Below are 22,131 nucleotides of genomic sequence, written 5' to 3' on the forward strand. Positions count from 1 at the left end.
AGCCGAGTTGCCCTTGTCTGGGGCCTGAACTGGCGGTACATCCCGGCCTGGCGGGTGATCAGCCCCCGAGAAGGCGTCTCGGGAGCCGGACAGAGTGTCGGATGTCGTCGGCAATCCGGGCATACCGGGCCGGGTCCGCGGGGCCCTGATCCGACGTCGACGCCATGACGTGCGCCGCCAGGGCGTGGCCGGCCCGAGCGCTGGCCTCGATGGGGGCGCCGAGCCGCCGGCCGGCGAGGTAACCCGCGGCGAACGCGTCACCCGCGCCCACCGGCTCGACGACCGTGGCGGGCGGCGGCGCAACCTGGATGGCCGGGTCAGACCCTCGGAACACGGTCACCGGGCGGCTCGCGTCCTTGACGACGAGTTCGGCGACGTCGGGCAGCAGCCGCCGCACGTCGGACACGTCCGCGCAGCCCCACACGGCGTGCGCCTCGTCGAGGCCCACGAAGACGAGGTCGGCCAGCACGGCGAGATCGGCCAGCGCGGGACCGGCGTCGCGGGGGTGCCACAGGGCGCTGCGGTAGTTGACGTCGAAGCTCACGCCGGCGGTCCCGGCGGCCTGCCGCAGCAGCGTTCGGCACGCCCGGCGGCTGGCCAGGTTCAACGCGGCCGTGACCCCGCTGAGGTGCACGTGCTCGACGCCGGGGGTGAGCACCTCGGACGGCGCTGCCGGGAACGTGGCCGCCGCGGACCCGGCGCGATGGTAGGTCACCGCCGGTCCCTGCCCGGTCTGCTCCTTGAAGTAGAACCCGGTGGGCCACCCGCCGCGCACCCGGGCGCCCGTCGTGTCGACCCCCTCGGCCGCCGCGGCCGCGACGACCCGCCGGCCGAACGCGTCGTCGCCGACGACGCCCACGAAGCGCGTCGGTTGCCCTAGCCGGGCCAGGTGAATGGCGACGTTCAGCTCGGCGCCGGCGACGCCCACGTCCAGCCGGTCCGCGTCCTGCAGCGTCCGACCCGGGGGCGGGGCCAGCACGACCAGCGCCTCCCCGACGCAGGCCACGCTCCCGGCTACAGCCCAGGTCCCAGTGCCGGTCTCCGTTCGGGTCTCAGCCCCGGTCTGGGTCATGGCCCGGCCCGCTCGATCGCCGCCGCCAGGGCGGTCAGCAGCAGTCCCTGGCCCCAGGGTTGCGGGCGGTCGTCGCGGATCACCGAGTAGCCGAACGGCACGAGCTGCAGCACGGTCCCGGCGCTTACTCGAGTGAGCAGGCCCGCGTCGACGTACGCCAACACCCCCCGCACCGCCCGCCAGCCCGGCTCGGCCAGGGCGGGCTCGGCCAGCAGGTCGGCGCCGCGCAGGAACGCGGCCACCAGCCCCGCGGCGGCGGACGTCTCGAGGACCCCCCGGTTCTCCTCCTGGCCGTCCACGAGGACGTCCCACACGCCGTGCTCGGGCTGGTGGGCGGCCAACGCCGCCAGTTGGCGCCGCAACCCGTCGGCGACCGCGCCCACGTCCAGGCCCAGCCCGGGATGCGCCGCGGCCGCCTCCAGCACCTCCACGTGCGCGAGGGCGGCCCAGGCATTCGCGCGCCCCCAAAAACACGGGATCGTCTCCCCCCGGTGCGACCCGTGCGCGAACAACCCGTTTTCGGCCTGCAGGACCCGGGCGTGGCTGGTCACCTGGCGCACCCCTTCCGCGGCCAGGTCGGCGTCCTCGAGGTGGGCGCCGAGGCGGGCCACGAACACGCCGCACATATACATCGTGTCGGCCCACACGCCCCCCGGCCAATGCTCGATCGCGCCGGTCGCGTCGCGGGTCACGCCCGGCCCGCGGGTCCAGTCCACGAGGCGGCGCAGGGCCGGAAGGTACGCCGTACGCGCGGCCGCCGCATCCTCGACCAGCGCGACCGCGACCGTCCCCGGGGCGACCTCGTTGACGTGGTCCAGGGTGCGCGAGGGGTCGGCCCCCGGGCTGCCGAGCCGCTCGTCGTACCAGCGCAGCACCTCCCCCGGCACCGGCCGACCCGCGGCCCGCGCCGCCTGGACGAGCCCCAGCAGGCAGACCCCCTCCCCCCAGAACCAGCGCCGCAGGCCCAGGCCCCACGTGGCGGCCGCGACCTCGTCCGCTTGCGCCGTCAGCGCGGCGCGACTCAGCCGCTCGGCCGCCACCGGCGGTCGCGGCGGGGCCGCGAGTCGGGCGTTGTCGGTATCGGCGGAGGCCATCAGCCGTCCCCTGCGCCTGCGCTGTCGTCGGATGGGCCGGCGGTCGGCGCGGGGACCGTGCTCGCCGGTTCCAGCCGCCGGCCGGCCCGCGGGTCGAGGCGCAGCCGGTGCCCCGCCCATTCGACGGTGAGGTCGGCGCGGCCGTCTGCCGCCCGGCAGGCGGGGTTGGCCAGGTGCGGGGCACGGCGTACGGTCCCGGCGTCGCCCGCCGACGCCTCCGCCACGTCCGCCGGCTCCCCCGCCACGAGCAGGGGTCCGGTCCAGCGCAGCTCCAGCGCCGGCGACCCGCCGATCTCGCCGACCGCAGCCACGGCGACCCCCGGCGACCCGCGGTGGAACGTCAGGGCTGGCATCGTCGCGATCAGGGCGTCGAGGTCGGGGCGGCCGGCGGTGTCGCGGGTGTCGCGATGGAGCGCCACGATCGCCGCGCCGTCCCCGCGGGGCAGCCACCGCTGCCACGCCTCGTCGCCGCCGCGCTGCGGCTCCCAGCCGCCGGCGCAGGCGACGGCGACGTACCCCTCGCCGCGCCGCCCGACCAGCCATCCGTCGTGCTGGACCCACTCGTCGAACCGCGCCGCCGGGAACCACACAGGTGGGTCCCCGCGGTTGCCCCCGCTGCGCCCCCGACCAGCGGGTGCAGCGCGATCACCGTCCGGTCGTGCTGGCGAACTCGCGGCAGCACGCGGTGCCCGACCCAGGCGTTCGGCCGGGTCGAGCTGTTGTGCCCCGAGGCGGCCGGATTCGTCGCCCACACCTGGACCTGCCCGGGCAGGGTCACCCCCCACACGTGTTCCTGGAGCCCGGCAGGCCGGGGCGGTAGTCCTGCACGGACGACACCATGCCCCCGGGCCCGCGGCGCAGCAGCACGCGCGAGGCGTACGGTCGAGCGAGCAGGTCCCGCTCCACCGCGTAGCTGCCCCGGTAGGTCTGCTCCCCGGCCCAGTCCACGTCGCCCGCGCCGCCGATGGCGCGGATGACCTCGGGCAGGCGGTACGTCGTGGTCGTCGCCAACGCCGTCGCCGGGAGCACCGCGTCGTTGAGGGCGCCGACGCCCCAGCACAGCCACATCAGTGGGGCGGTCTCCTCCAGGCAGGAGGCCCGCAGGGTGGGGGTGTAGGACCGGCCGTGGGCGCTGCCGTGCACCCCGCGCCAGGAGTTCGTCGCCAGGGCCAGCAGGATCTTGTCGAGCAGCGCCTCTGCGGCCGCCCGCAGGTCCGCGTCCGCCGCGTGGTCGACCAGCGCCACGAGGGCCAGGACGTCGATGGCGAGGTAGGCGTTGGAGTCGAACTCGCTGAAACCGTCGGTCAGCTTGCGGGCGATCCAGGCCCGGGCCATGCTCCGGCCGTGCTCGGCGTGCCGGCCTCCGCGCCAGCCGGTGTTGCCGAAGTCGGCGTCCGGGAGCGCCTCCCCGGCGAGGGTCTCCGGCGTGTGCCAGGCGAGTTGATGGTTCTCCGTGAAGTAGCACCTGGCGTCGAGGCCGGGCTGGTCGATCCAGTACTTCATCCCCACCAGCGCATCCCGCACGGCCGTTCGAGCGGCCGGCTCCCAGCACTGCTCCGGCACGCGGTGCCACAGCAGCAGCAGCCCGACCGCCTCGAAGTCGGGGCAGTCGCGCCGCTCGAGCAGGAAGTCCAGCGCCTGCCGCACCTGGGCGAGGGTCACGACGGTGTCGGGCTCCCCGACCGCGCGGGCCCCGCCGGCCCCGCCGGCGAGGGCCTGCCGGGCCAGGCAGGCCGCCGAGCCGGTGTACGTCGCCACGTGCCCCAGCACCTCGCGGCGCCACTGCGGCGCCTCGCCGGTGGCCGCCTCACGGGTGGGGTGCGTCAGGTGGCCCACCACGAGCTCGCGCCGCGCCGGGCAGGCGTCGTCGTCGACGGCCACGGTCAGCGTCGCCTCGCCGCTGGCCAGCATCGACACGTCTTCATCGTCCGCGTCAGCAGCAGAGTCGGCCTCGCCGTGGACATCGCGGTGGGCATTGGCGTCGGCGAGCGGGACCAGGACCGAGCCGTCCGCGCCGATCGCGACGGGTCGCGGCGGGCCGTCGTCGACGGCGACCCGCAGCCGCAGCCCCGCCGGCCCGTGCAGCCTGCCGCGGCCCTCGTCGCACTCCCAGCGGCGCACCTCGACCGCGTCGAGCAGCTGCTGGGCGGCCAGGTCGGCGACCTCGTCGGCGCCGTCGGCGGGCAGCACGACGCGGACCGGCAGGCCGAGGACGCGCAGCCCCAGCACCTGGCGCACCTCGCGCAGCGCCACGTTCCAGGACCAGAGCACCACCTCGGTGGTGCCCGATTGCAGCAGCACCTCGACCTCGCGGGTCCACGGCTGCATGTAGCCGAACTCGGCGTGGTCCAGCAGCAGCTCGCCCCCGACGTACAGCCGGGCCGGCCCGGTGCACCGCACCTGGAGGCGACGAACCTCGGGCTGGTCCACCTCGAGGACGCAGCCGGCGAGGAACTCCCGGTAGGTCGGGACGTAGCAGAACACGCTCTCGTCGACGAGCCCGTCCCAGGGCAGATGGCGCCGCCGCCACCGCCCGGTCCGTGGGCCCGCGCCGCGGTCGGGGAACGCCGCCGGCCAGGCGATCGAGCCGCCCTCGGCGATTTCGGGGAGCGCGGCGAGCGCGCCCGGGTCGCCTCCAGCAAGGGCCTCGGGGCCGCCGCCCAGCGCGGCGTACAGCGCCACCTCAGCGACATCGCGCGGGTCACCGCGCTGCCCGTCTCGACCACGCACCGGATCCTGCAGGAGCTGGTCGCGCTGGGATGGGCGCGGGAGGCCGGCGGGCGGTACTCCCTCGGGGCGCGGGTGCTCGCGCTGTCGTCCCGCTCCACCGGCGGCGCCGAGCTGGCCCGGCTGGCGCGGCCGGCGCTGCGCGATCTCGCCGCCCAGACCGGCCGAACCGTGCACTTCGCGATGACCGACGGCGACCAGCTCGTCTACCTGGACAAGATCGAGGGCCGCGGCTCCTACGCCATGAAGTCGCGGGTGGGGATGGCGATCCCGATGCACTGCACCTCGATCGGGAAGGCGGTGCTGGCCGCCATGTCCGACACGGACGTGCGGGCGCTCGCCGCCCGCACCGGCCTGCCCGCGGCCACGCCCCGCACGTTCACGGACACCGGCGAGCTCCTACGCCACCTGCAGAAGGTGCGGGCGCGCCGGTACGCGGTGGACGACGAGGAGAACGAACCGCACACCCGGTGCGTCGGCGCGGCCGTCCTCGATCACCGCGGCGAACCCGTCGCGGGCGTCAGCGTCTCCTCGCTCGCGTTCGACCTCAGCGGGGCGGACGCGGCGGACATCGCGCCGCTCGTCGTCGCCTGCGCGGACCGGATCTCGGCCAGCTTCACCGCCACCGGGGAACCGGCATGACGGCCGGGGCCACCGGGACCGCTGGGTCCTCTTCTGGGTCCGCTCCCGAGGGCGCTTCTGGCGTTGGCCAGGGTCGAACCGAGTCGCTGGACCCGCTGGCGCTGGCGCCCGTGCTGCCGGTCGTGGAGATCGACGACGCGGCACACGCCGTACCGCTCGCGCGGGCCCTGCTCGCCGGCGGGCTGCCGGTGCTGGAGGTGACCCTTCGTACGCCGGCGGCGCCGGCCGCCATCGCCGCGATCGCGGCCGAGGTGCCCGTGGTCGTCGTCGGCGCCGGCACGCTGCGCCGCCCGGCGGACGTGGACATCGCCCTGGCCGCGGGGGCGCGCTTCCTGGTCTCCCCCGGCACCCCGGGCCGACTGCGGGAGGCGTTCGCGGCCGTGCGATCCGCGCCGGGGGCGTCGGGCGTCCCCTGCCTGCCGGGCGCCTCGACCGTGACCGAGGTCCTGGAGCTCCTGGACGCCGGGTTCACCGCGGTCAAGGTGTTTCCCGCGGCGGCGCTCGGCGGGGTGGCCTTCCTGCGCTCCCTGGTCGGCCCCGTCGCGGACGTGCGCGTCTGCCCCACGGGCGGGATCACCGCGACCAGCGCGCCGGAGTACCTGACACTCCCCCAGGTCCCCTGCGTCGGCGGCACCTGGGTGGCCCGCCGGGCTGACATCGCGCGGTCCGACTGGGCCGCCATCACGACGGCAGCCCGGGCCGCAGCCGCCCTGAGCAAGCCGTAGCGAAGCGCCGGGCCCAGGCGCTTTCCCACCCGGGCAGCGACGAGCGACAAACCGCCTCGCGCGCACTCCGTGCAGGGCAGATCCGAGCGGCCCGCCCGCAATGACCGCTCACGACCTGCCCGTTTGGTGCCATGGCACCCTTTCCGCAGGTCACGAACGGTCGTGGTTCGACTCACTCAGGTTGGCGGGTGGCGGGTGGCGGGTCACGGCGCGGGGTGGCACAGACGGTGGCCGTTAGCGCTCACGGTGGCGGGTGGCGCTCCGGTGGCGGGTGGCGCTCACGGTAGCGACGACAACCGCGACCGTGAGTGCTAGGCGCATCCGTCAACGACGGGGGCGCAGCACGCGTCCGGGGTGCTGGACCCGCCAGGACGTGCCGACCGCACCGTCGGCCGACGGCGCACGACGTACCCTCGGGGTATGGACAACGTGCGCGAACTGCGCCGACGCGAGGACCGGCCCACCCCGGCGCCGGCGGCGCCGGCGGCGCCAGCGGGGCCGGCGGAGCCGAGGAAGCGGGGGCCACTGGCGAGCGGGCCCGAGCCGCTGTGGCGGGAGGCCATCGGCGAGCAGCTCCGCGCGGTCCGGCAGGCCCGCGGCGAGCGCATCGCCGACGTGGCGGGGCGGGCGGGGATCGCGCCGCAGTACCTGTCCGAGATCGAACGCGGCCGCAAGGACGCCTCCTCGGAGATGCTCGCCGCGGTGGCCGGGTCGCTGGGGCTGCGGCTCATCGACCTCACCGGCGGCGCGACGCGCCGGCTGGCCGACCCGCGCGGCCGCGGCCAGGTCCGCCTGGCGGCGTAGCGCGCCATGACGATTCGGGGGAATCCGGAGCCTGCGGCCACCGCGGTACCGACGGCAGACGAAGCACCGACGACAGCGACCGAGCCATCCGCACCAGCACCACCGGCCGCGCCAACCGCGCCGGCGCCACCGGCTGCATCGGCGATGCCAACCGCGCCGCCACCGCCGGGACCAGCAATGACGCCGCCGGGGGCGTTGCGCCGGCCCGCCCACCGCGTCGATCCCCGCGCCCGCTGGGTGTGGGGGCTGACCGCGCTGTTCAGCTGGCTCCTGCTGCTCGTCCCGCTCGGGCTGCTCGCCTGGCTGCCCGACGACGCCCCGGCTGAGCTGGGGATGGCCACCATTGCCCTGGCGGTGATCGCGGTCGTCGTCTGCATGGTCATGCCGGAATGGCGCTATCGGGTGCACCGCTGGGAGGTCACCGACGAGGCCGTCTACACGCTCACCGGGTGGATCACGCAGACCTCCCGGGTGGCCCCGATCAGCCGGGTGCAGACCGTGGACAGCCATTACGGCCCGATCCAGCGCGCCTTCGGGCTGGGCACGCTCAAAGTCACCACCGCGTCCGCGCATGGCGCCGTGGAGGTCGCCGGCCTGCCCCGCGCCCAGGTCGAGGAGCTCGTCGCCCGCCTGACCGCCGTGACCTCCCGCGACGAGGGGGACGCGACGTGACCGACGGCGCCCCGCGCGCTGCGGCCGACGGTGCGCCGAACCCCATGGCCGCCGCCGCGCCGCACCAGGTGCCCGACGGCGCGCCGGCCCACGTGATCGACGGCGCCCCGCAGACCGATTGGCGCCGCCCCGCGGCCCGGTCCCTGCTCGTCACGCCGCTGCGCACCGCCAAAGAGCTGATCCCCTCCCTGGCCCCGGTCGTGGTGCTGGCGGTCTCGCAGGGGGGTCAGGCGTATTGGCTGCTCCTGCTCCTCGTCGTGGTCCCCGTGCTCATCGCGGTGCTGCGCTGGTGGAACACCGGCTACCGGATCGCCGGCGACCAGTTCCAGGTGCGGCACGGGATCGTGCGCAAGCACCTGCTGACCGCCCAACTCGACCGGATCCGCACGGTCGATGAGGAGGCCTCGCTGCTGCGGCGCGCGCTGCACATCGTGGACCTCCACGTGGGCACCGGCGCGCACGAGGCTGTCTCGGTCCACGGCATCGACGCCACCGAAGCCGCCGCTCTGCACTGCGGCCTGCTGGCACGCCGCCGGCACGCCCAGCCGCACCGGCCGGATCTACCGCACCTACCCTCCGAGGGGTCGCCCGAGCACCCGGCGTACGGTCCCGGCGCCGCGGACGGCGACTTCACCGAGGAGAACACCGCACCCGAACGCACCATCGCCGCCTTCTCCCCCGCGTGGCTGCGCTTCGCCCCGTTCACGATGAGCGGCGTCGCGACCGTGCTGACGGCCTGGGCGATCGGCGGCCGAATCGTCAACGAGTTCCAGCTGGGCGACACCGTGACCCCCTGGGTGGACCGGCTGCGCGACGCCACCGCGCAGCTGAGCCTGCTCGTGCTCGTCCTCACCGTCCTGATCGGCGGCCTGGTGCTGGTGTCGGTGCTCTCGGTCGCGGCGTACTCGCTCGCGAACTGGGGCTACCGCCTCACCCGCCGCGGCGACGCGACCCTGTACGTACGCCGCGGGCTGCTCACCTCGCGGGCCATGACGATCGAGGAACGCCGGCTGCGGGGCGTCGTGCTGGAACGGCCGCTCCTCCTGCGGATCCCCCGGGGCGCGCGCGCCAAGGCGCTGGTCACCGGGGGCAAGCGGCGGTCCGAGGAGGGGGCGCGCGCGACCCATCTGCTGGTCCCGCCGGCGCCGGCGGCGCTCGTGCGGGCGGCGGCCGGGGACGTCCTCGGTACGGCGACGCCGCTGACGGCCCCGCTGCTCGGGCACGGGCCGCGCGCGGTCAGGCGGCGGCACACCCGGGCCCTGCTCGGGCTCGCGCCGGTCGCGGCCACGGTGGCGGGGGCCGCGTGGTGGTGGCACTGGCCGCGGGGAACGTACGTCGTCGCAGTGCTCGTCCTGGCCCTGGCCCCCGTCCTGGCGACCCTGCGCGCCCGTTCGCTGGGGCATGCCGTGCTGGGCGACCCGCGCGTGCTGCTCGGGCCCGACGCGGGCTACCTGGTGGGCCGCTCGGGGGCGTTCCCGCAGGACCGAAGCTGCCTGCGCTCCCGCGCGGTGATCGGCTGGGTGCTGCGGGAGACGTTCTTCCAGCGCCGCGCCGGGCTGGTCACGCTGGAGGCCACGGTGGCGACGTCCCGCGGCAAGATCCGCATCCTCGACGTGCCCCGCGCGCGGGCGCTGGAGATCGTCCGCGACGCGACGCCGGGACTGCTGGACCGCTACCTGGAACCCTGATCCGATCAGGTCCGATCAGAGCGACCGGTTGACCACGTGGTCGACCACGCCGTACGCCACCGCCGCGTCCGCCGTCAGGATGAGGTCCCGCTCGGTGTCGTCGCGCACCTGCGCCGGCGAGCGCCCGGTGTGCTCGGCCAGCAGCCCCTCCAGCAACGTCCGCACCCGCTCCACCTCGTCGGCCTCCAGGATCAGGTCCGGGATCGCGCCGCGCCCCTCCGCGGCGGGCGCGTGGATGACGACTCGGCCGTGCGGCAGGATCTGGCGGAACCCGGGCGCCCCGCCCGCCAGCAGCACCGCCGCCGTCGAGACCGCCTGCCCGACGCAGGTGGTCTCGACCCGCGGCCGGACGTATTGCATCGCGTCGTAGATCGCCAGCATGGCCGGGATCGACCCGCCGGGGCTGTTGAGGTAGAGGCCGATCGGGATGTCCGGGTTCTCGTACTGCAGGTGCAGCAGCTGCGCGATGACCGCGTTCGCGACGCCGTCGTCGATGGCCGTGCCCAGGTAGACGATCCGGTCGGCCAGCAGCCGGCTGTAGATGTCGGTGGTGCGCTCCCCCGCCGGGGTCCGGGTGGTCACATAGGGGATGGGGTACCCGCTCACGACGTACCCTCCCGCCGCCCGCCCGATGGGATGCCGTCGCCGAGCCCGATCGCGCGAGCCCGCCCCGGCAGGATGAGCGCGGCATCGGTGACGATCTCGTCGACGAACCCGTAGTCGCGGGCCTGCTCGGCCGTGAACCAGCGGTCCCGGGTCGAGTCCGCCTCGATGGTCGCCACGTCCTGCCCGGTGTCCTGCGCGACGAGGGCCAGCACGACGTCGCGGGTGTGCCGCAGGTCGTCGGCCTGGATCGCGATGTCCATCGCGCTGCCGCCGATCCCGGCGGAGCCCTGATGCAGCAGCACCTTGGCGTGCGGCAGGGCGAACCGCTTTCCCTTCGTCCCGGCGCTGAGCAGGAATTGCCCTGCGCTGTAGGCCATCCCGAGGTTGACGGTGGGTACGTCGTTCGGGATGGCCCGCATGGCGTCCCGGATGGCAAGCATGGCCGGCACCGAGCCGCCCGGGGAGTTGATGAACAGGCGGATGTCTGCGTGCGGATCGTCGGCGGCCAGGAGCAGCAGCCCGGCGATGATCCGGTTCCCGTTGCGCTCCTCCAGCGGCTCGCCCAGCAGGAGCGTCCGGTGCTCCAGCAGGCGCCGCCGCAGCTCCTCGTCGAGCCACTGGCCCGGATCGATGGCGGTCTGTGTCATGGGCCCACGCTGACCGTCCGGGGGTGGCCGCGGCTAGCCGGCGCTGCCGTGAGCAGCGCCAGCGTGGGGTTTGCCGTCGGGCGTCGGCCGCGGGACGGCGGGTCAGCTGGAGAAGAACAGGCCCCCGAAACCGCGCTTGCGGTAGGGCTTGCCGTGGTGGTTGCCCCAGCCCGGGCCGTAGTTGCCATGGGCCTGCGGCGGCGGCGCCGACTGGTACTGCGTCATCTGGCTCATCTGCGCCTCGAGCCGCGTCAACGCCTCGAGCTCGCCCATGTCGAGGAAGACCCCGCGGCAGCTTTCGCACTGCTCGAGGTGAATGCCGTTGCGTTCGTAGGTGCGCATGGTGCCGCGGCACTTGGGGCAGGTGAGCGTCGTGGGCCCGTCCTGCAGGGGCCCGGTGGGTGGCTGGTACGGCGGGATCGTCATCGCCACATCATCTCTCGCTCGGCTGAGCGATGCCCCGGCAGGCGCCCAGCAAAAGCCCGATGGCATCCTCGTCCTCGCGCTCCTTCGGGGGTGCCGCCAGGGCCCGGGCGGTCACGGTGACCAGGGCGATCCGGGCCGGCCCGTCGAGCCGCCACCACAGCTGCGGGTCCGCGGGGATCCCGGCCGGATCCCCCGTGGGGCGCCGGGCCCGATAGCCCGCCAGCAGGGCCTGCCAGTCGGGGGTCGGCAGCACCCCGGCAGCCCACAGCGCGCCCGGTCGGGCCAGGTCGAGGACCGGGTCGCCGGTCGCCAGGTCGTCGACGTCCAGCAGCACCCACGCGCCGGCGCGCCGCCCGAGCTGGCCGAGATGGACGTCGCCGTGCACCACGGCGCCGGCGTTCGACCCGGAAAAGCCCGAGAGGCCGCTTCCCGCGGGGGCTGTTTGGAGGCCCGTGTCGAGCACGGTGTCGAGCACGGCTGACAGCAGGGTCTTCTCGGCGGACTGCGGGAGGCGGGCCAGGGCGCGCAGAGCGCGTACGTCGGGGCGCGCCGGCGGCAACCCCGCGGGCGGCGTCCCGTGCAGCCGCGCCAGCAGGTCCCCGAGGTCGGACCAGGGATAAGCCGCCACGTCGTACGGATCGACGACCTCGACCCGGGGCCACAGGCTCACCAGCCGCCCGGACGGCGCGACCTCCGGGCGCGCGGCGAGCGGGGCCAGCAGGATCCCTGCCAGGGCGGGGTCGGCCGCGACTCCGAGCCGGCGCGTCAGCAGGGTCGCGTCCGTCCCTGCGGCGTGGATCTTGGCGACGAGCTCGCCGAAGCCCCACACCTCGGCCCGCTCGGAACTTCCGGACCGCTCGGTGGGCGTCCGTTCCCGCGTCGACGCCGGGCCGCCGCGGATCGGCTCGGCCTGGTCGGGCCGTGCACCGACCAGGGCGGCGAGCCAGGAGACGTCATCGGCGCGCCCACGCCGCGCGCCCAGATCCTCCGGCCTCACGACCGGCCGGGCCACGTCGCCACCAGCTCGGCGTACCGCCGCCCGTACGCCTCCATCTCCCGCAGCATCGGAGCGAGCGCCCGACCGGCGTCCGTCGGCCGGTACCGCACCGCCACCGGCGGCCCCGGCGCCACCTCCCGGACGGCCAACCCGCGGGCGCACAGCTCCTTCAGCCGGGCGGACAGCACCGCGTCGGTCACCCCGGGCACGGCCCGGGCAATGTCGCTGAACCGCTCGGCCCCGCCCAACAGCGCCAGGACCACGGCGCCCGCCCAGGCCCGCCCCAGCACGGCCAGGACGCGCTCGACCCCCGCGCAGTCGCCCGCCACGTCGGTCATCGGGTGCGCTCCCTGGGCTCGGAATAATCGAGTAGCTATGACGTTAATAGCTACATCGCCAAGCATAGCCCCCCATGAGGGCGTTGCCTCCCGACCGAACCCGGAGCCCGTCATGATGACCGACCTCGACCGCTACCGCACCGCCGAGCTGCTGTTCTCGCAGCGCCGGTACGCCGACGCGGCGCGCGAGCTGACCGCCCTCCTGGGTGCGGACGCTCCGCCGTACGGCGTGGGCGACGCGCCGTTGTTGCTGGCCCGCGCCTACTACCACTCCGCGCAGCTGCACCGCGCCGAGGAGGCCGCGCGTGGGCTGGTCGCGCGGGACGAGACCGATGCCTACGCGGCGTTGCTCCTCGCCCGCACGCTGACCCGGCTGGGCCGGCCCGACGAGGCCCGCGGCTGGCACCGTCGGGCCGAGGCACTCGGGGTCCTGGCCTCTAGTAGCGATAAGCCCGAACCCACCGAGACCACTTCACCGTTGACCCCTATGGACCACGAGGAGACGACCCCATGACCATCCGCACCCTGCGCAGCGTCCATTCCGGCGACGGCTACCACTGGGTCGGTGACGGCTTCTACGTCACCCAGGTGCTGCCCGGCACCGCCGAGCTGGCCGAGCTCGCCGACCCGTTCCTGCTGATGGACTACCACCCGGTGAAGGAGTACCCGCCCACCGACCGGCCCCGCGGCGTCGGCGCACACCCGCACCGCGGGTTCGAGACCGTCACTATCGCGTTCGAAGGCGCCGTGCAGCACCACGACTCGACCGGCGCCGGCGGGGTCATCTACCCGGGTGACTGCCAGTGGATGACGGCGGCGCGCGGGATCCTGCACAAGGAGTACCACGAGACGCAGTGGGCCCAGACCGGCGGCCGGTTCCACATGATGCAGCTGTGGGTGAACCTCCCCGCCGCGCACAAGATGGACGCCCCTCGCTACCAGGCGCTCACGGCCGAGTCGCTCGGCAAGGTCAAGCTCACCGACGGCGGGCAGGTCAACCTGTACGCCGGGGAGCTGGACGGCGAGCACGGCCCGGCGCGCACCGCGACCCCGATCAACCTCTGGGACATCCACCTGGGGCCGGGCGAGGACACGACCCTGGCCGTCCCCGACGGCCACACCACGATGCTCTTCGTCGTCGACGGCGAGGTGGCGACCGACGGTGGTCGGCTCGACACGCAGCAGTTGGGGCTGTTCGAACGGTCCGGCGACGAGCTGCGACTGCGCGCCGGCGAGCTGGGGGCCCGGGCGCTGCTGCTGGGCGGGGAACCGATCGGCGAGCCCACCGTCTCGTACGGCCCGTTCGTCATGAACACCGAAGCGGAGATCGTCCAGGCGGTCCAGGACTTCAACGCGGGGACGTTCGGCCGCCTCTAGGCCGTGGCATCGGCTCCTCCACCCCTTCTGACTGGGGCGTTATGCGATCCCCGGAGCGCATAACGCCCCAGTCACATGTCCCGGGCCGGGACCGCTCGGCATCGTCGCTGGTCCCTAAACTGACCGCCGTGTCCCCCGCCGATGCCGTCTCCCAGCCGCCATCAGCTCCGTCGGTGCTGATCCTCGGCGGGACCACCGAGGGCCGCGAGCTGGCCGAGGCCCTCGCCGCGGACGGCTGGGACGTCGTCACGTCGCTGGCCGGACGCACCGCGGCGCCCGTCCGGCCGGCGGGTCGGGTCCGCACCGGCGGCTTCGGGGGCCCGGCGGGCCTGCGCGACTGGCTGGCCGCCCACCGGCCGGCCTGTGTCGTCGACGCCACCCACCCGTTCGCCACCGGCATCTCCGCGAACGCCGCGCCCGCCTGCGCCGACGCCGGCGTCCCGCTCCTCCACCTGCGGCGCCCCAGCTGGGCCCAGACCCATCCCGATGCCGCCGGGTGGACCTGGGCCGCCGACCACGCGGACGCCGCCGCCCGGGCCCGCGCCCTCAACTCCGACGTCGGCGGCGCCGTCCTCCTCGCCGTCGGGCGGCAGGCCACCCCGCGGTATGTGCCCGCCCTCGTTGACCGTCCCGTCGTGGCCCGGGTCGCCGAGGCCGGCGACCTGCGCGTGCCGCCCGGCTGGCGACTGCTGCAGTCCCGGGGGCCGTTCTCGGCCGACGGCGAGCGGGAGCTGTTCGCCCGCGAGCGCATCCGCCTGGTCGTCAGCAAGGACTCAGGCGGCGCGGCCACCGCGGCGAAGCTGGACGTCGCCGCGGAGACGGGCGCAGCCGTCGTGATGGTGCGCCGGCCGCCCACGCCCCCCGGTGTCGCCGCCGAGGTCGGGGATGCCGCCGCCGCGCGCCGCTGGTGCGCCGGGCTCCGGGGCGCCCCGGGACGCTGAGTCGAAGCCGCAGGCGCTGGGCCGAAGCCGAGCCGAGCCGAACCCATGGGCGGGCCTGGGGTGAGCCAGGCGGCGTCAGCACCGGCCCACCGGAGCCGACTGGAACAGCACCAACTTCAGGAGGCAACGATGACCGGTCGCACGCTCAAGATCATGTCCTTCGCTCTGGCCGCGGTCGGCCTCGCCCACGTGTGGGTCAAGCCGGCCATCATCATCATCGGGAGCTGACGTTCCGGCGACCGACGACCGCTGCTAGCCGCGAGTCGGGAGCCGCGCCGAGAGCCACGCAAACCACGGCTCGTACGACGTGAGGTCCCGGCTCGTCACCGGCAGCACGGTCGCCGCCGGATTGACCCGGGCCAGGTGGGCGCGGAAGTCCTCCGGGTCCGCGTCGAGGTAGGGCACCAGGTCCATCTTGTTGAGCAGGACCAACTCGCACGCCCGGAACATCACCGGGTACTTCAGCGGCTTCTCCTCGCCCTCCGTGATCGCATAGACCATCACGCTGTGGTGCGCCCCCACGTCGAACTCCGCCGGACAGACCAGATTGCCGACGTTCTCGACGAAGACCACGTCGAGGCTGTCGAGGTCGAGCCGGCGGAGCGCGTGCGCCACCATCGGCGCGTCCAGGTGGCACTCCCCGCCGAAGCCCGCACCGGTGTTGAGCAGCGAGACCTGCGCCCCGTACCCCGCCAGCCGCTCCGCGTCCAGGCTCGTCTCGATGTCGCCCTCGATCACGCCGGCCCGGATGCCGGCGTCCCGGCACCACGCCAGCGTGGCCGCCAGCACGGTGGTCTTGCCGGCGCCCGGGGAACTCATCACGTTGATCACGACGACGCCGGCCGCGTCGAACGCCGCCCGGTTCCCGTCCGCGGCGCGATCGTTCTCCGCGAAAATGCTCGTCAGTACGGCGACGCGGGTGGTGCCGGTCTCGTACGCCGAGTGGTCCCCGACCTCCCGTTCCCGCGCTTCGGGGTGTTCGGGACTGGCACCGCCCCGGCGGGGCGCCGGCCCCAGGCCGTGCTTGTGACCGCCGGGGTCGTGGTCGTGGTGCCGATCGACGTGCTCGTGATCGACGTGGTCGTGATCTTCGTGGTCATGCTCGTGATCGTCGTGCGCGTGGGTCGTGCCGTCCGCGTGGCGGTGGAACCGGCCCATCCTCAGCTCCCCATCCCGGCGCCCGCCGCCGCGTGGTCGGCGATCCCGGCACGGTCGGCGCCGGCCTCGCGGACGTCGACCGTCAGGACGAGGCATTCCGTACCGGTGACCGGCTCGACCGCGGTGGCGAAGCAGCCGGGGCACAGCATGGCGAGGTCGTCCTCGACGAGGGTCTGCTTGCCGCAGTTCGCGCAGGCCAGGGTCACGGGGACCTCCTCGATGGCCATTTCCGCGTCGGCGAGAAGCCCGTCGCCGCGCGCCGACTCGTGCCGGATGGCGTCCCAGCAGAACAGCAGGCTTTCCGGCACGACCTGGCGGAGCCGACCGATGCGCACCGTCACCCCGGTGACCGGCCGACCCTGAGCGGCCGTCAGGACCACGTCGCGGATCGACTCGCACAGCGACAGCTCGTGCATGTTCGACCTCCGCGACCTCGACGTATGCGGGGGTTGCGACGGCGGCCAGCCGACGCCCGCGTGCGTCACTATCGTGGTCCCCGCCCGAACCCGCAAGGGTCGCCGCTATCGTCGCGCTCGTGGTCCGGCACCGCATCGTCGTCACCGGAGTCGTCCAGGGCGTCGGCTTCCGCCCGCACGTCGCCCGCCTGGCGGCGCGGCACGGGCTCACCGGCTGGTGCCGCAACTCCAGCACGGCGGTGACCGTCGAGGTCCAGGGCGCTGAGGCCGCCGTGGAGGCGTTCCGCGCGGAGCTCGTCGAGCAGGCCCCGCCGCTGGCGAAGATCCTGACCGTCCGCCACGACGTACGGCCCGTCCTTCTCGCACCCGACAACCCCGACGGCACCGACGACACCGCCGACGCGACGGGACCGGCCGCGTTCGCGATCCTGGCCAGCGACGACGCGCCCGGCGGCCGCACCCTCGTCCCCCCCGACGTCGCGACCTGCGACGACTGCCTGGCCGAGCTGCGCGACCCGAACGATCGTCGGTTCGGGCACCCCTTCATCACCTGCACCAACTGCGGCCCGCGACTGACGATCATCACCGACGTCCCGTACGACCGGCCGGCCACCTCGATGGCGCGCTTCCCGATGTGCGCGGCGTGCGCGCGCGAGTACGCCGACCCGGCCGACCGCCGCTACCACGCCCAACCCATCGCCTGCCCGGGCTGCGGCCCGAGGCTGGTGCTCAGCCGCCCCTCCGACACCGACCCGGCCGGGGAGCCCCTCGACGCCGGCCGGGATGCCGCGGACGCGGCGCGCCTGCTCGGCCGGGTGCGCGCCGCCCTGCTGGCCGGGCAGATCGTCGCGATCAAGGGCATCGGGGGCTATCACCTCGCCGTCGACGCCCGCCGCGAGGACGCGGTGGCGCGGCTGCGGCATCGCAAGCATCGGCCGCACCAGCCGTTCGCGCTGATGGCCTGCGACCTGGCGACGGTCGGCGCGATCGCCGAGCTGAACCCGGCCGCGGAGGCGCTGCTCACCGATCCGGCGCGCCCGATCGTCATCCTGCACGCCCGGCCGGACGCACCCGGTGCGGCGCCCCGCGTCGCGCCTGGCCTGGCGCCCCGCGTCGCGCCCGGCGTGGCCCCCGGCCTGGCCGAGCTGGGCGTCATGCTGCCCTACGCCCCGGTGCACCACCTGCTCCTCGACGACGAGCTCCCGCTGCTCGTGCTGACCTCCGGGAACGTCAGCGGCGAACCGCTGGTCACCCGCGACGACGAGGCCCTGGCTCGGCTGGGCGGGATCGCCGACCTGATCCTCGCCCACGACCGGGAGATCGTCGTGCCCTGCGAGGACTCGGTGTGGATGCTCGACGGGGACGAGCCGCTGCCCGTGCGCCGCTCGCGTGGGTACGCCCCGCTGCCCGTCGTCCTCCGCGCGGGCCCCGAGACTCCACCCGTCGACGCACCGGTCGTGCTCGCCGCCGGCGCCGAGGTCAAGAACACCGTCGCGCTGGCGCGGGACGGCTGGGCGTTCGTATCCGGGCACGTCGGCGACCTGGAGACCCTGTCGGCGCGGCGGCACTACGAGGCGACCGCCGCCGCCCTGGTCGCCTTCCATCGCAGGGCGCCCGACGTCGTCGCCGCGGACGCCCACCCCGGGTACGCGAGCCGGGCGTGGGCCGTCGCCGCCGCGGAGGCGTACGGCGTCCCGCTGGTCGCCGTCCAGCACCACCACGCGCACCTGGCGGCGCTGGCCGCCGAGCACGGCCTGCTCGGCGGGGAGCCGGTGCTGGGCATCGTGGCCGACGGCACGGGGTACGGCTGCGACGAGACCATCTGGGGCGGCGAGCTCCTGTTGCTGACCGACGGCGGCGCGACGGCGAAGCGCCTGGGACATCTGCGGCCGTGGCCCCTGCCGGGCGGTGACTCCGGCGTCCGGCACCCGAGTCGACAGGCCGTCGGGGCCCTGGCCGCCGCCGGCATCGACGCCGCGGGAACCGTCCCGCACATCGCCGCGGGGGCCTCGGCGGCGACGCTGGCCGCGCTGGTCACCGGCTCCCGAGGCTGGGTGGCGACGTCCTCGGCCGGGCGGCTGTTCGACGTGGCGGCAGCGCTGCTCGGGGTCCGCCAGGACGTTACCTATGAGGCCCAGGCCGCCATCGAGCTGGAGGCCCTCGCGCGCACGGCCACCGAGCCGGCGCCGTTTCCCCGCCCCCTGATCACCAGCGATACCGGCGACACCAGCGACAGCGACAGTGCCCCCCACACGAGCGAGGCCGACGGCCACCTCATGCTCGATCCCCGGCCCGCGTTGGCCGTCCTCGCCGACGTCTCCCGGCGCACGGCCGCCGACGGCTGGGTCGCTGACCCGGGATCGGCCGCGGCCGGCAGCTACGCCGCCGAACGGTATGCCGCGTGGGCCCTGGGCTTCCACGAGTGGATGGCGGCCGGCCTCGCGGAGCTAGCGGCCCGGGCGGCCAGCCGATACGGTATCGCCACCGTCGGCCTGACCGGCGGCTGCTTTCAGAACCGCCTCCTGCTGTCCGCCACCCGACGCCAGTTGGCCACCCGGGGCCTGACCACCCTGACCCACCGCGTCGTACCACCCAATGACGGCGGCCTGTCGCTGGGCCAATGCGCCGTCGCCGCGGCCCGACACCACCCGACGTGAGGATCCCCGACATGTGCCTCGGACTGCCCGGCAAGATCCTGCGCACCTGGCAGGACGGCGAGGCGCGCCTGGGCGAGGCCGATTTCGCCGGGGACCACCGCGTCATCCGGCTCGACCTCGTGCCGGAACTGCAGGCCGGGGACTGGACGCTCCTGCACGCCGGGTTCGCCCTGCAGCGCCTCGACGAGGAGGAGGCGCGCCTCACCCTTGAAGCCCTACGTACGGCGGGTGCCCTCGCGTCCGACGACCTCGCCGGGGCGGACCGATGACCGGGGACGGCCGCGACGAGGCAGGCGAGACCACCTGCGTCACGTGCTCCGACGAGGGGCGCCCGGGCGTCATTCTCGCGCTTCCCGCCGACGCCCGACCCGGCGAACCGGCCCTGGTCCGCACGGATCGCGGCGAGGAGCGGGTCGACCTGTGCCTGGTCGACGGCGTACGAACGGGCGACGTCGTCCTCATTCACGCCGGGTTGGCGATCGCGGTTCTGCCGGCGGCCGAGCGCCCGGTCGGGACGCCCGCGTGACCAGGCCGACCCGCAGCGCCGAGGAGGTCGCCGCCCGGATCGAGCAGGTGCGGCGGCGCCGCCCCCGCCTCCTCGAGGACGTCGTCACCCTGGCGCATGGCGCCGGCGGCAAGTCCTCGGCCGCGCTGACCGATGCCGTCTTCCTCGACGCCTTCCGCAACCCCACCCTGGAGCAGCTCGGCGACGCCGCCGTGATGACGCTGCCGGAGCTGCCACACGGGGGCCGGCTCGCCCTCTCCGCGGACAGCTACGTCGTGCAGCCGCTGCGCTTCCCCGGGGGCTCCATCGGCCATCTCGCCGTGCACGGCACCGTCAACGACCTGGCCGTCAGCGGCGCCGTCCCCGCCTGGCTCTCCGCGGCCTTCGTCATCGAGGAGGGCCTGCCGATCGACGAATTGCGCGGCATCGTGGCCGACATGGCCGACGCCGCCCGCGCCAGCGGCGTCGCGATCGTCACCGGCGACACGAAGGTCGTCGCCAAGGGCGCGGCCGACGGCCTGTTCATCACGACCGCCGGCGTGGGCCTGATCCCGACCGGCCGGGGGCTCGGGCCCGAGCTGGTCCAACCGGGCGACCGCGTGCTGTTGTCGGGCCCGATGGGCGCGCACGGCATGGCCGTGCTCCTCGCCCGCGGCGACCTGGCGTTGGACGCCGACATCCGCTCCGACACCCGCCCGCTGCACGCCCTCGTGGCCCGCTTGCTGGAGGCAGCGCCCGGCACCCGCTGGCTGCGGGACGCCACCCGCGGCGGGGTGGCCACCGTCGTCAACGAACTCGCGGCGGCCACCGACCTCGCCGTGGTCCTCGACGAGGCGAGTCTGCCCGTCGCGCCGGTGGTCGCGGGGGCGTGCGAGCTGCTCGGGATCGACCCCCTGTACGTCGCGAACGAGGGCCTCTTCGTCGCCGTCGTGCCACCCGACGAGGCCGACGCGGGCCTCGCCGCGCTGCGGTCCCTCCCTGGCGGCGAGGAGGCCGTGGCCGTCGGCCGGATCGCCGCCGACCCCCCGGGGCTGGTCCTCATCGAGACCCTCTTCGGCGGCACCCGCGTCGTCGACATGCTGGTCGGCGACCCCCTACCGAGAATCTGCTGACCTCCCCGCGCTCCCGCGCGCCGGACGAAAGGACACCCCCATGTGCCTCGGGATTCCCGGTCAGGTCGTCGACCTGGTCGATGAGCAGCAGCACCTGGCGACGGTGGACGTCTCCGGCGTACGCCGTACGGTCAGCGTCCGCCTCCTCGCCGACGCGCGCGACGCCCGCGAGGGCCGCGACGAGCCCGGCGCACCCGGCGTCGCCATCGGCGACTGGGTCCTGGTGCACGTCGGCTTCGCCCTGGCGAAGGTCGACGAACAGGAGGCCGCCGAGACGCTCGCCGCGCTGCGGCGGCTGGACGAACGGTACGCCGAGGAGCTGGCCGCGTTCTCGGGGAGCATCGCGCCATGACCGGCCCCATGACCGGCACGCAGGAGTTCCGCGACCCCGCGATGGCCCGCGCGCTGGTGCGCTCAATCACCGACCTCATCGGCGACCGACGAATCGCGCTCATGGAGGTGTGCGGCGGGCACACCCACACGATCTACCGGCACGGGCTGGAGCAGATCCTCCCCCCCGGGGTCGAGCTGGTGCACGGCCCCGGCTGCCCGGTGTGCGTCATCCCGATGGGCCGCGTGGACGACGCGATCTGGCTCGCCGAGCAGGACAACGTCATCTTCACGACGTTCGGCGACATGATGCGCGTGCCGGGGTCGCGCGGCTCGCTGCTGGAGGCCAAGGCCCGCGGCGCCGACTGCCGCTTCGTGTACTCACCGCTGGACGCCCTCGCCATCGCGGAGGCCAACCCCGACCGGCTCGTGGTGTTCTTCGCGGTCGGCTTCGAGACGACCACGCCGTCCACCGCGGTGACCCTGCTGCGGGCGCGGGAGGCCGGGGTGCGGAACTTCTGCGTCTTCGCCAACCACGTCACCATCGAGCCGCCGATGCGCGCGATCCTCGACGACCCCGCGCTGCGGCTCGACGGCTTCATCGGCCCGGGCCACGTCTCGACGATCGCGGGCACCCGGATCTACGAGTTCTGCCCCCGCGACTACGGAAAGCCGCTGGTCATCGCCGGGTTTGAGCCGCTGGACATCCTGCAGGCCGTGCAGATGCTGGTCGCGCAGCTGGTGGAGGGCCGCTGCGAGGTCGAGAACCAGTACTCCCGCGTCGTCCGACCGGAGGGCAACCTCGCGGCGCAGGCCCTGGTCGCGCAGACGATGGTGCCGCGGGAGACCTTCGAGTGGCGCGGGCTCGGCGAGATCCCGGGCAGTGCGCTCGCCGTACATCCCGACTTCGCCGACTGGGACGCCGAGGCGCGCTTCGCCATCCCCGGCCGCCGGGTCGCCGATCCGCCCGCGTGCCAGTGCGGCGACGTCCTGCGCGGCGTCATCAAGCCGTGGGAGTGCGGGGTGTTCGGCACGGCCTGTACGCCGGAGACCCCCATCGGGACCTGCATGGTCTCCCCCGAGGGCGCCTGCGCCGCGTACTACACCTTCGGCCGGATGCGGCTGACCCGGGCCCCGGCGTGACCGACCCGGGGGCGGCCGATCCCGGCGTGGCCGAGCCCCGCGCGACCGATCCCG

General features: G+C 74.9%; 25 protein-coding genes. 14 read left to right on the forward strand and 11 right to left on the reverse strand.

What is annotated here, in order from left to right; genetic code table 11:
• Positions 1-58: 58 nt before the first annotated feature.
• From IPK37_03645 to IPK37_03660, 4 genes are all read right to left on the reverse strand, one after another.
• Positions 59-1,006 carry a sugar kinase gene (locus IPK37_03645; protein QQS01547.1) on the reverse strand — a complete coding sequence of 316 codons (948 nt, stop codon included), beginning with the start codon at positions 1,004-1,006 and terminating at the stop codon, positions 59-61.
• 62 nt (positions 1,007-1,068) lie between these two features.
• Complete coding sequence (locus tag IPK37_03650; GenBank protein QQS01548.1) at positions 1,069-2,166, reverse strand: glycoside hydrolase family 88 protein; 1,098 nt, start codon at positions 2,164-2,166, stop codon at positions 1,069-1,071.
• Positions 2,166-2,756 carry a hypothetical protein gene (locus IPK37_03655; protein ID QQS01549.1) on the reverse strand — a complete coding sequence of 197 codons (591 nt, stop codon included), beginning with the start codon at positions 2,754-2,756 and terminating at the stop codon, positions 2,166-2,168. The genes IPK37_03650 and IPK37_03655 overlap by 1 nt, the downstream gene beginning before the upstream one ends.
• Positions 2,757-2,940: 184 nt before the next feature.
• Positions 2,941-4,650, reverse strand: a complete 1,710-nt coding sequence (locus tag IPK37_03660; GenBank protein ID QQS01550.1) for a hypothetical protein — start codon at positions 4,648-4,650, stop codon at positions 2,941-2,943.
• 30 nt (positions 4,651-4,680) lie between these two features.
• On the opposite strand from IPK37_03660, the gene IPK37_03665 reads away from it, so the two are divergent.
• From IPK37_03665 to IPK37_03685, 5 genes are all read left to right on the forward strand, one after another.
• Positions 4,681-5,535 (forward strand): IclR family transcriptional regulator, encoded by an 855-nt coding sequence (locus IPK37_03665; protein ID QQS01551.1) that lies wholly within the window; start codon positions 4,681-4,683, stop codon positions 5,533-5,535.
• Positions 5,532-6,260 carry a bifunctional 4-hydroxy-2-oxoglutarate aldolase/2-dehydro-3-deoxy-phosphogluconate aldolase gene (gene eda / locus IPK37_03670; protein QQS01552.1) on the forward strand — a complete coding sequence of 243 codons (729 nt, stop codon included), beginning with the start codon at positions 5,532-5,534 and terminating at the stop codon, positions 6,258-6,260. Before IPK37_03665 ends, eda begins: the two co-directional genes overlap by 4 nt.
• 420 nt (positions 6,261-6,680) lie before the next feature.
• Positions 6,681-7,064 (forward strand): helix-turn-helix transcriptional regulator, encoded by a 384-nt coding sequence (locus tag IPK37_03675; protein QQS01553.1) that lies wholly within the window; start codon positions 6,681-6,683, stop codon positions 7,062-7,064.
• 177 nt (positions 7,065-7,241) lie between these two features.
• A complete protein-coding gene (locus tag IPK37_03680; protein QQS01554.1) occupies positions 7,242-7,736 on the forward strand; it encodes a PH domain-containing protein in 495 nt (164 codons plus the stop codon).
• Positions 7,733-9,424: a PH domain-containing protein gene (locus tag IPK37_03685; GenBank protein ID QQS01555.1), complete on the forward strand. Its 1,692-nt coding sequence runs from the start codon at positions 7,733-7,735 to the stop codon at positions 9,422-9,424. Before IPK37_03680 ends, IPK37_03685 begins: the two co-directional genes overlap by 4 nt.
• 15 nt (positions 9,425-9,439) lie before the next feature.
• On the opposite strand, the gene IPK37_03690 is transcribed toward IPK37_03685, so the two are convergent.
• From IPK37_03690 to IPK37_03710, 5 genes are all read right to left on the reverse strand, one after another.
• Positions 9,440-10,030, reverse strand: a complete 591-nt coding sequence (locus IPK37_03690; GenBank protein ID QQS01556.1) for an ATP-dependent Clp protease proteolytic subunit — start codon at positions 10,028-10,030, stop codon at positions 9,440-9,442.
• Positions 10,027-10,677: an ATP-dependent Clp protease proteolytic subunit gene (locus IPK37_03695; GenBank protein QQS01557.1), complete on the reverse strand. Its 651-nt coding sequence runs from the start codon at positions 10,675-10,677 to the stop codon at positions 10,027-10,029. The genes IPK37_03690 and IPK37_03695 overlap by 4 nt, the downstream gene beginning before the upstream one ends.
• Positions 10,678-10,779: 102 nt before the next feature.
• Entirely contained in the window at positions 10,780-11,103 is a 324-nt protein-coding gene (locus tag IPK37_03700) for a zf-TFIIB domain-containing protein (GenBank protein QQS01558.1), read from the reverse strand.
• Positions 11,104-11,110: 7 nt separating this feature from the next.
• Positions 11,111-12,100 (reverse strand): phosphotransferase, encoded by a 990-nt coding sequence (locus IPK37_03705; protein QQS01559.1) that lies wholly within the window; start codon positions 12,098-12,100, stop codon positions 11,111-11,113.
• On the reverse strand, positions 12,097-12,438 hold the full coding sequence (locus tag IPK37_03710; protein ID QQS01560.1) for a helix-turn-helix transcriptional regulator: 342 nt from the start codon (positions 12,436-12,438) through the stop codon (positions 12,097-12,099). Before IPK37_03710 ends, IPK37_03705 begins: the two co-directional genes overlap by 4 nt.
• Before the next feature lie 112 nt (positions 12,439-12,550).
• On the opposite strand from IPK37_03710, the gene IPK37_03715 reads away from it, so the two are divergent.
• From IPK37_03715 to IPK37_03725, 3 genes are read left to right on the forward strand one after another with little or no spacing between them, the layout of a single operon-like run.
• The gene (locus tag IPK37_03715) at positions 12,551-12,952 is read left to right on the forward strand and encodes a tetratricopeptide repeat protein (protein QQS01561.1); all 402 of its coding nucleotides are present in this window, start codon (positions 12,551-12,553) and stop codon (positions 12,950-12,952) included.
• The gene (locus IPK37_03720) at positions 12,949-13,815 is read left to right on the forward strand and encodes a pirin family protein (GenBank protein ID QQS01562.1); all 867 of its coding nucleotides are present in this window, start codon (positions 12,949-12,951) and stop codon (positions 13,813-13,815) included. The genes IPK37_03715 and IPK37_03720 overlap by 4 nt, the downstream gene beginning before the upstream one ends.
• A 41-nt stretch (positions 13,816-13,856) precedes the next feature.
• Positions 13,857-14,756 (forward strand): cobalt-precorrin-6A reductase, encoded by a 900-nt coding sequence (locus IPK37_03725; protein ID QQS01563.1) that lies wholly within the window; start codon positions 13,857-13,859, stop codon positions 14,754-14,756.
• A gap of 252 nt (positions 14,757-15,008) precedes the next feature.
• Here IPK37_03725 and hypB read toward each other — a convergent pair whose 3' ends face one another.
• Both hypB and IPK37_03735 read right to left on the reverse strand, forming a co-directional pair.
• Positions 15,009-15,914, reverse strand: coding sequence for a hydrogenase nickel incorporation protein HypB (gene hypB / locus IPK37_03730; protein QQS01564.1), 906 nt, complete (start codon positions 15,912-15,914; stop codon positions 15,009-15,011).
• A 2-nt stretch (positions 15,915-15,916) separates the two neighbouring features.
• Positions 15,917-16,330, reverse strand: coding sequence for a hydrogenase maturation nickel metallochaperone HypA (locus tag IPK37_03735; GenBank protein QQS01565.1), 414 nt, complete (start codon positions 16,328-16,330; stop codon positions 15,917-15,919).
• A 107-nt stretch (positions 16,331-16,437) separates the two neighbouring features.
• Between IPK37_03735 and hypF the strand changes: the two genes are divergently transcribed.
• From hypF to hypD, 6 genes are read left to right on the forward strand one after another with little or no spacing between them, the layout of a single operon-like run.
• Positions 16,438-18,987: a carbamoyltransferase HypF gene (gene hypF, locus IPK37_03740; protein QQS02649.1), complete on the forward strand. Its 2,550-nt coding sequence runs from the start codon at positions 16,438-16,440 to the stop codon at positions 18,985-18,987.
• Between the two features lie 11 nt (positions 18,988-18,998).
• Positions 18,999-19,256: a HypC/HybG/HupF family hydrogenase formation chaperone gene (locus IPK37_03745; protein QQS01566.1), complete on the forward strand. Its 258-nt coding sequence runs from the start codon at positions 18,999-19,001 to the stop codon at positions 19,254-19,256.
• Positions 19,253-19,513 (forward strand): HypC/HybG/HupF family hydrogenase formation chaperone, encoded by a 261-nt coding sequence (locus IPK37_03750; GenBank protein QQS01567.1) that lies wholly within the window; start codon positions 19,253-19,255, stop codon positions 19,511-19,513. The genes IPK37_03745 and IPK37_03750 overlap by 4 nt, the downstream gene beginning before the upstream one ends.
• Entirely contained in the window at positions 19,510-20,604 is a 1,095-nt protein-coding gene (hypE, locus tag IPK37_03755) for a hydrogenase expression/formation protein HypE (protein ID QQS01568.1), read from the forward strand. Before IPK37_03750 ends, hypE begins: the two co-directional genes overlap by 4 nt.
• A gap of 40 nt (positions 20,605-20,644) precedes the next feature.
• Positions 20,645-20,956 (forward strand): HypC/HybG/HupF family hydrogenase formation chaperone, encoded by a 312-nt coding sequence (locus IPK37_03760; GenBank protein QQS01569.1) that lies wholly within the window; start codon positions 20,645-20,647, stop codon positions 20,954-20,956.
• An 8-nt stretch (positions 20,957-20,964) separates the two neighbouring features.
• A complete protein-coding gene (gene hypD / locus IPK37_03765; protein ID QQS02650.1) occupies positions 20,965-22,077 on the forward strand; it encodes a hydrogenase formation protein HypD in 1,113 nt (370 codons plus the stop codon).
• Positions 22,078-22,131 lie beyond the last annotated feature (54 nt).

It is taken from the genome of Austwickia sp. (genome assembly GCA_016699675.1).
GTDB lineage: Bacteria > Actinomycetota > Actinomycetes > Actinomycetales > Dermatophilaceae > Austwickia.

Excerpts from the sequence above, each read along its gene's own strand:
- IPK37_03650 (QQS01548.1), bottom strand. The coding sequence starts at position 2,166 with ATGGCCTCCGCCGATACCGACAACGCCCGACTCGCGGCCCCGCCGCGA.
- IPK37_03665 (QQS01551.1), top strand. The coding sequence starts at position 4,681 with ATGGCGCCGCCGCCACCGCCCGGTCCGTGGGCCCGCGCCGCGGTCGGG.
- eda (QQS01552.1), top strand. The coding sequence starts at position 5,532 with ATGACGGCCGGGGCCACCGGGACCGCTGGGTCCTCTTCTGGGTCCGCT.
- IPK37_03675 (QQS01553.1), top strand. The coding sequence starts at position 6,681 with ATGGACAACGTGCGCGAACTGCGCCGACGCGAGGACCGGCCCACCCCG.
- IPK37_03680 (QQS01554.1), top strand. The coding sequence starts at position 7,242 with ATGACGCCGCCGGGGGCGTTGCGCCGGCCCGCCCACCGCGTCGATCCC.
- IPK37_03695 (QQS01557.1), bottom strand. The coding sequence starts at position 10,677 with ATGACACAGACCGCCATCGATCCGGGCCAGTGGCTCGACGAGGAGCTG.
- IPK37_03700 (QQS01558.1), bottom strand. The coding sequence starts at position 11,103 with ATGACGATCCCGCCGTACCAGCCACCCACCGGGCCCCTGCAGGACGGG.
- IPK37_03710 (QQS01560.1), bottom strand. The coding sequence starts at position 12,438 with ATGACCGACGTGGCGGGCGACTGCGCGGGGGTCGAGCGCGTCCTGGCC.
- IPK37_03715 (QQS01561.1), top strand. The coding sequence starts at position 12,551 with ATGATGACCGACCTCGACCGCTACCGCACCGCCGAGCTGCTGTTCTCG.
- IPK37_03720 (QQS01562.1), top strand. The coding sequence starts at position 12,949 with ATGACCATCCGCACCCTGCGCAGCGTCCATTCCGGCGACGGCTACCAC.
- IPK37_03725 (QQS01563.1), top strand. The coding sequence starts at position 13,857 with ATGCGATCCCCGGAGCGCATAACGCCCCAGTCACATGTCCCGGGCCGG.
- hypB (QQS01564.1), bottom strand. The coding sequence starts at position 15,914 with ATGGGCCGGTTCCACCGCCACGCGGACGGCACGACCCACGCGCACGAC.
- IPK37_03735 (QQS01565.1), bottom strand. The coding sequence starts at position 16,330 with ATGCACGAGCTGTCGCTGTGCGAGTCGATCCGCGACGTGGTCCTGACG.
- IPK37_03745 (QQS01566.1), top strand. The coding sequence starts at position 18,999 with ATGTGCCTCGGACTGCCCGGCAAGATCCTGCGCACCTGGCAGGACGGC.
- IPK37_03750 (QQS01567.1), top strand. The coding sequence starts at position 19,253 with ATGACCGGGGACGGCCGCGACGAGGCAGGCGAGACCACCTGCGTCACG.
- IPK37_03760 (QQS01569.1), top strand. The coding sequence starts at position 20,645 with ATGTGCCTCGGGATTCCCGGTCAGGTCGTCGACCTGGTCGATGAGCAG.
- hypD (QQS02650.1), top strand. The coding sequence starts at position 20,965 with ATGACCGGCACGCAGGAGTTCCGCGACCCCGCGATGGCCCGCGCGCTG.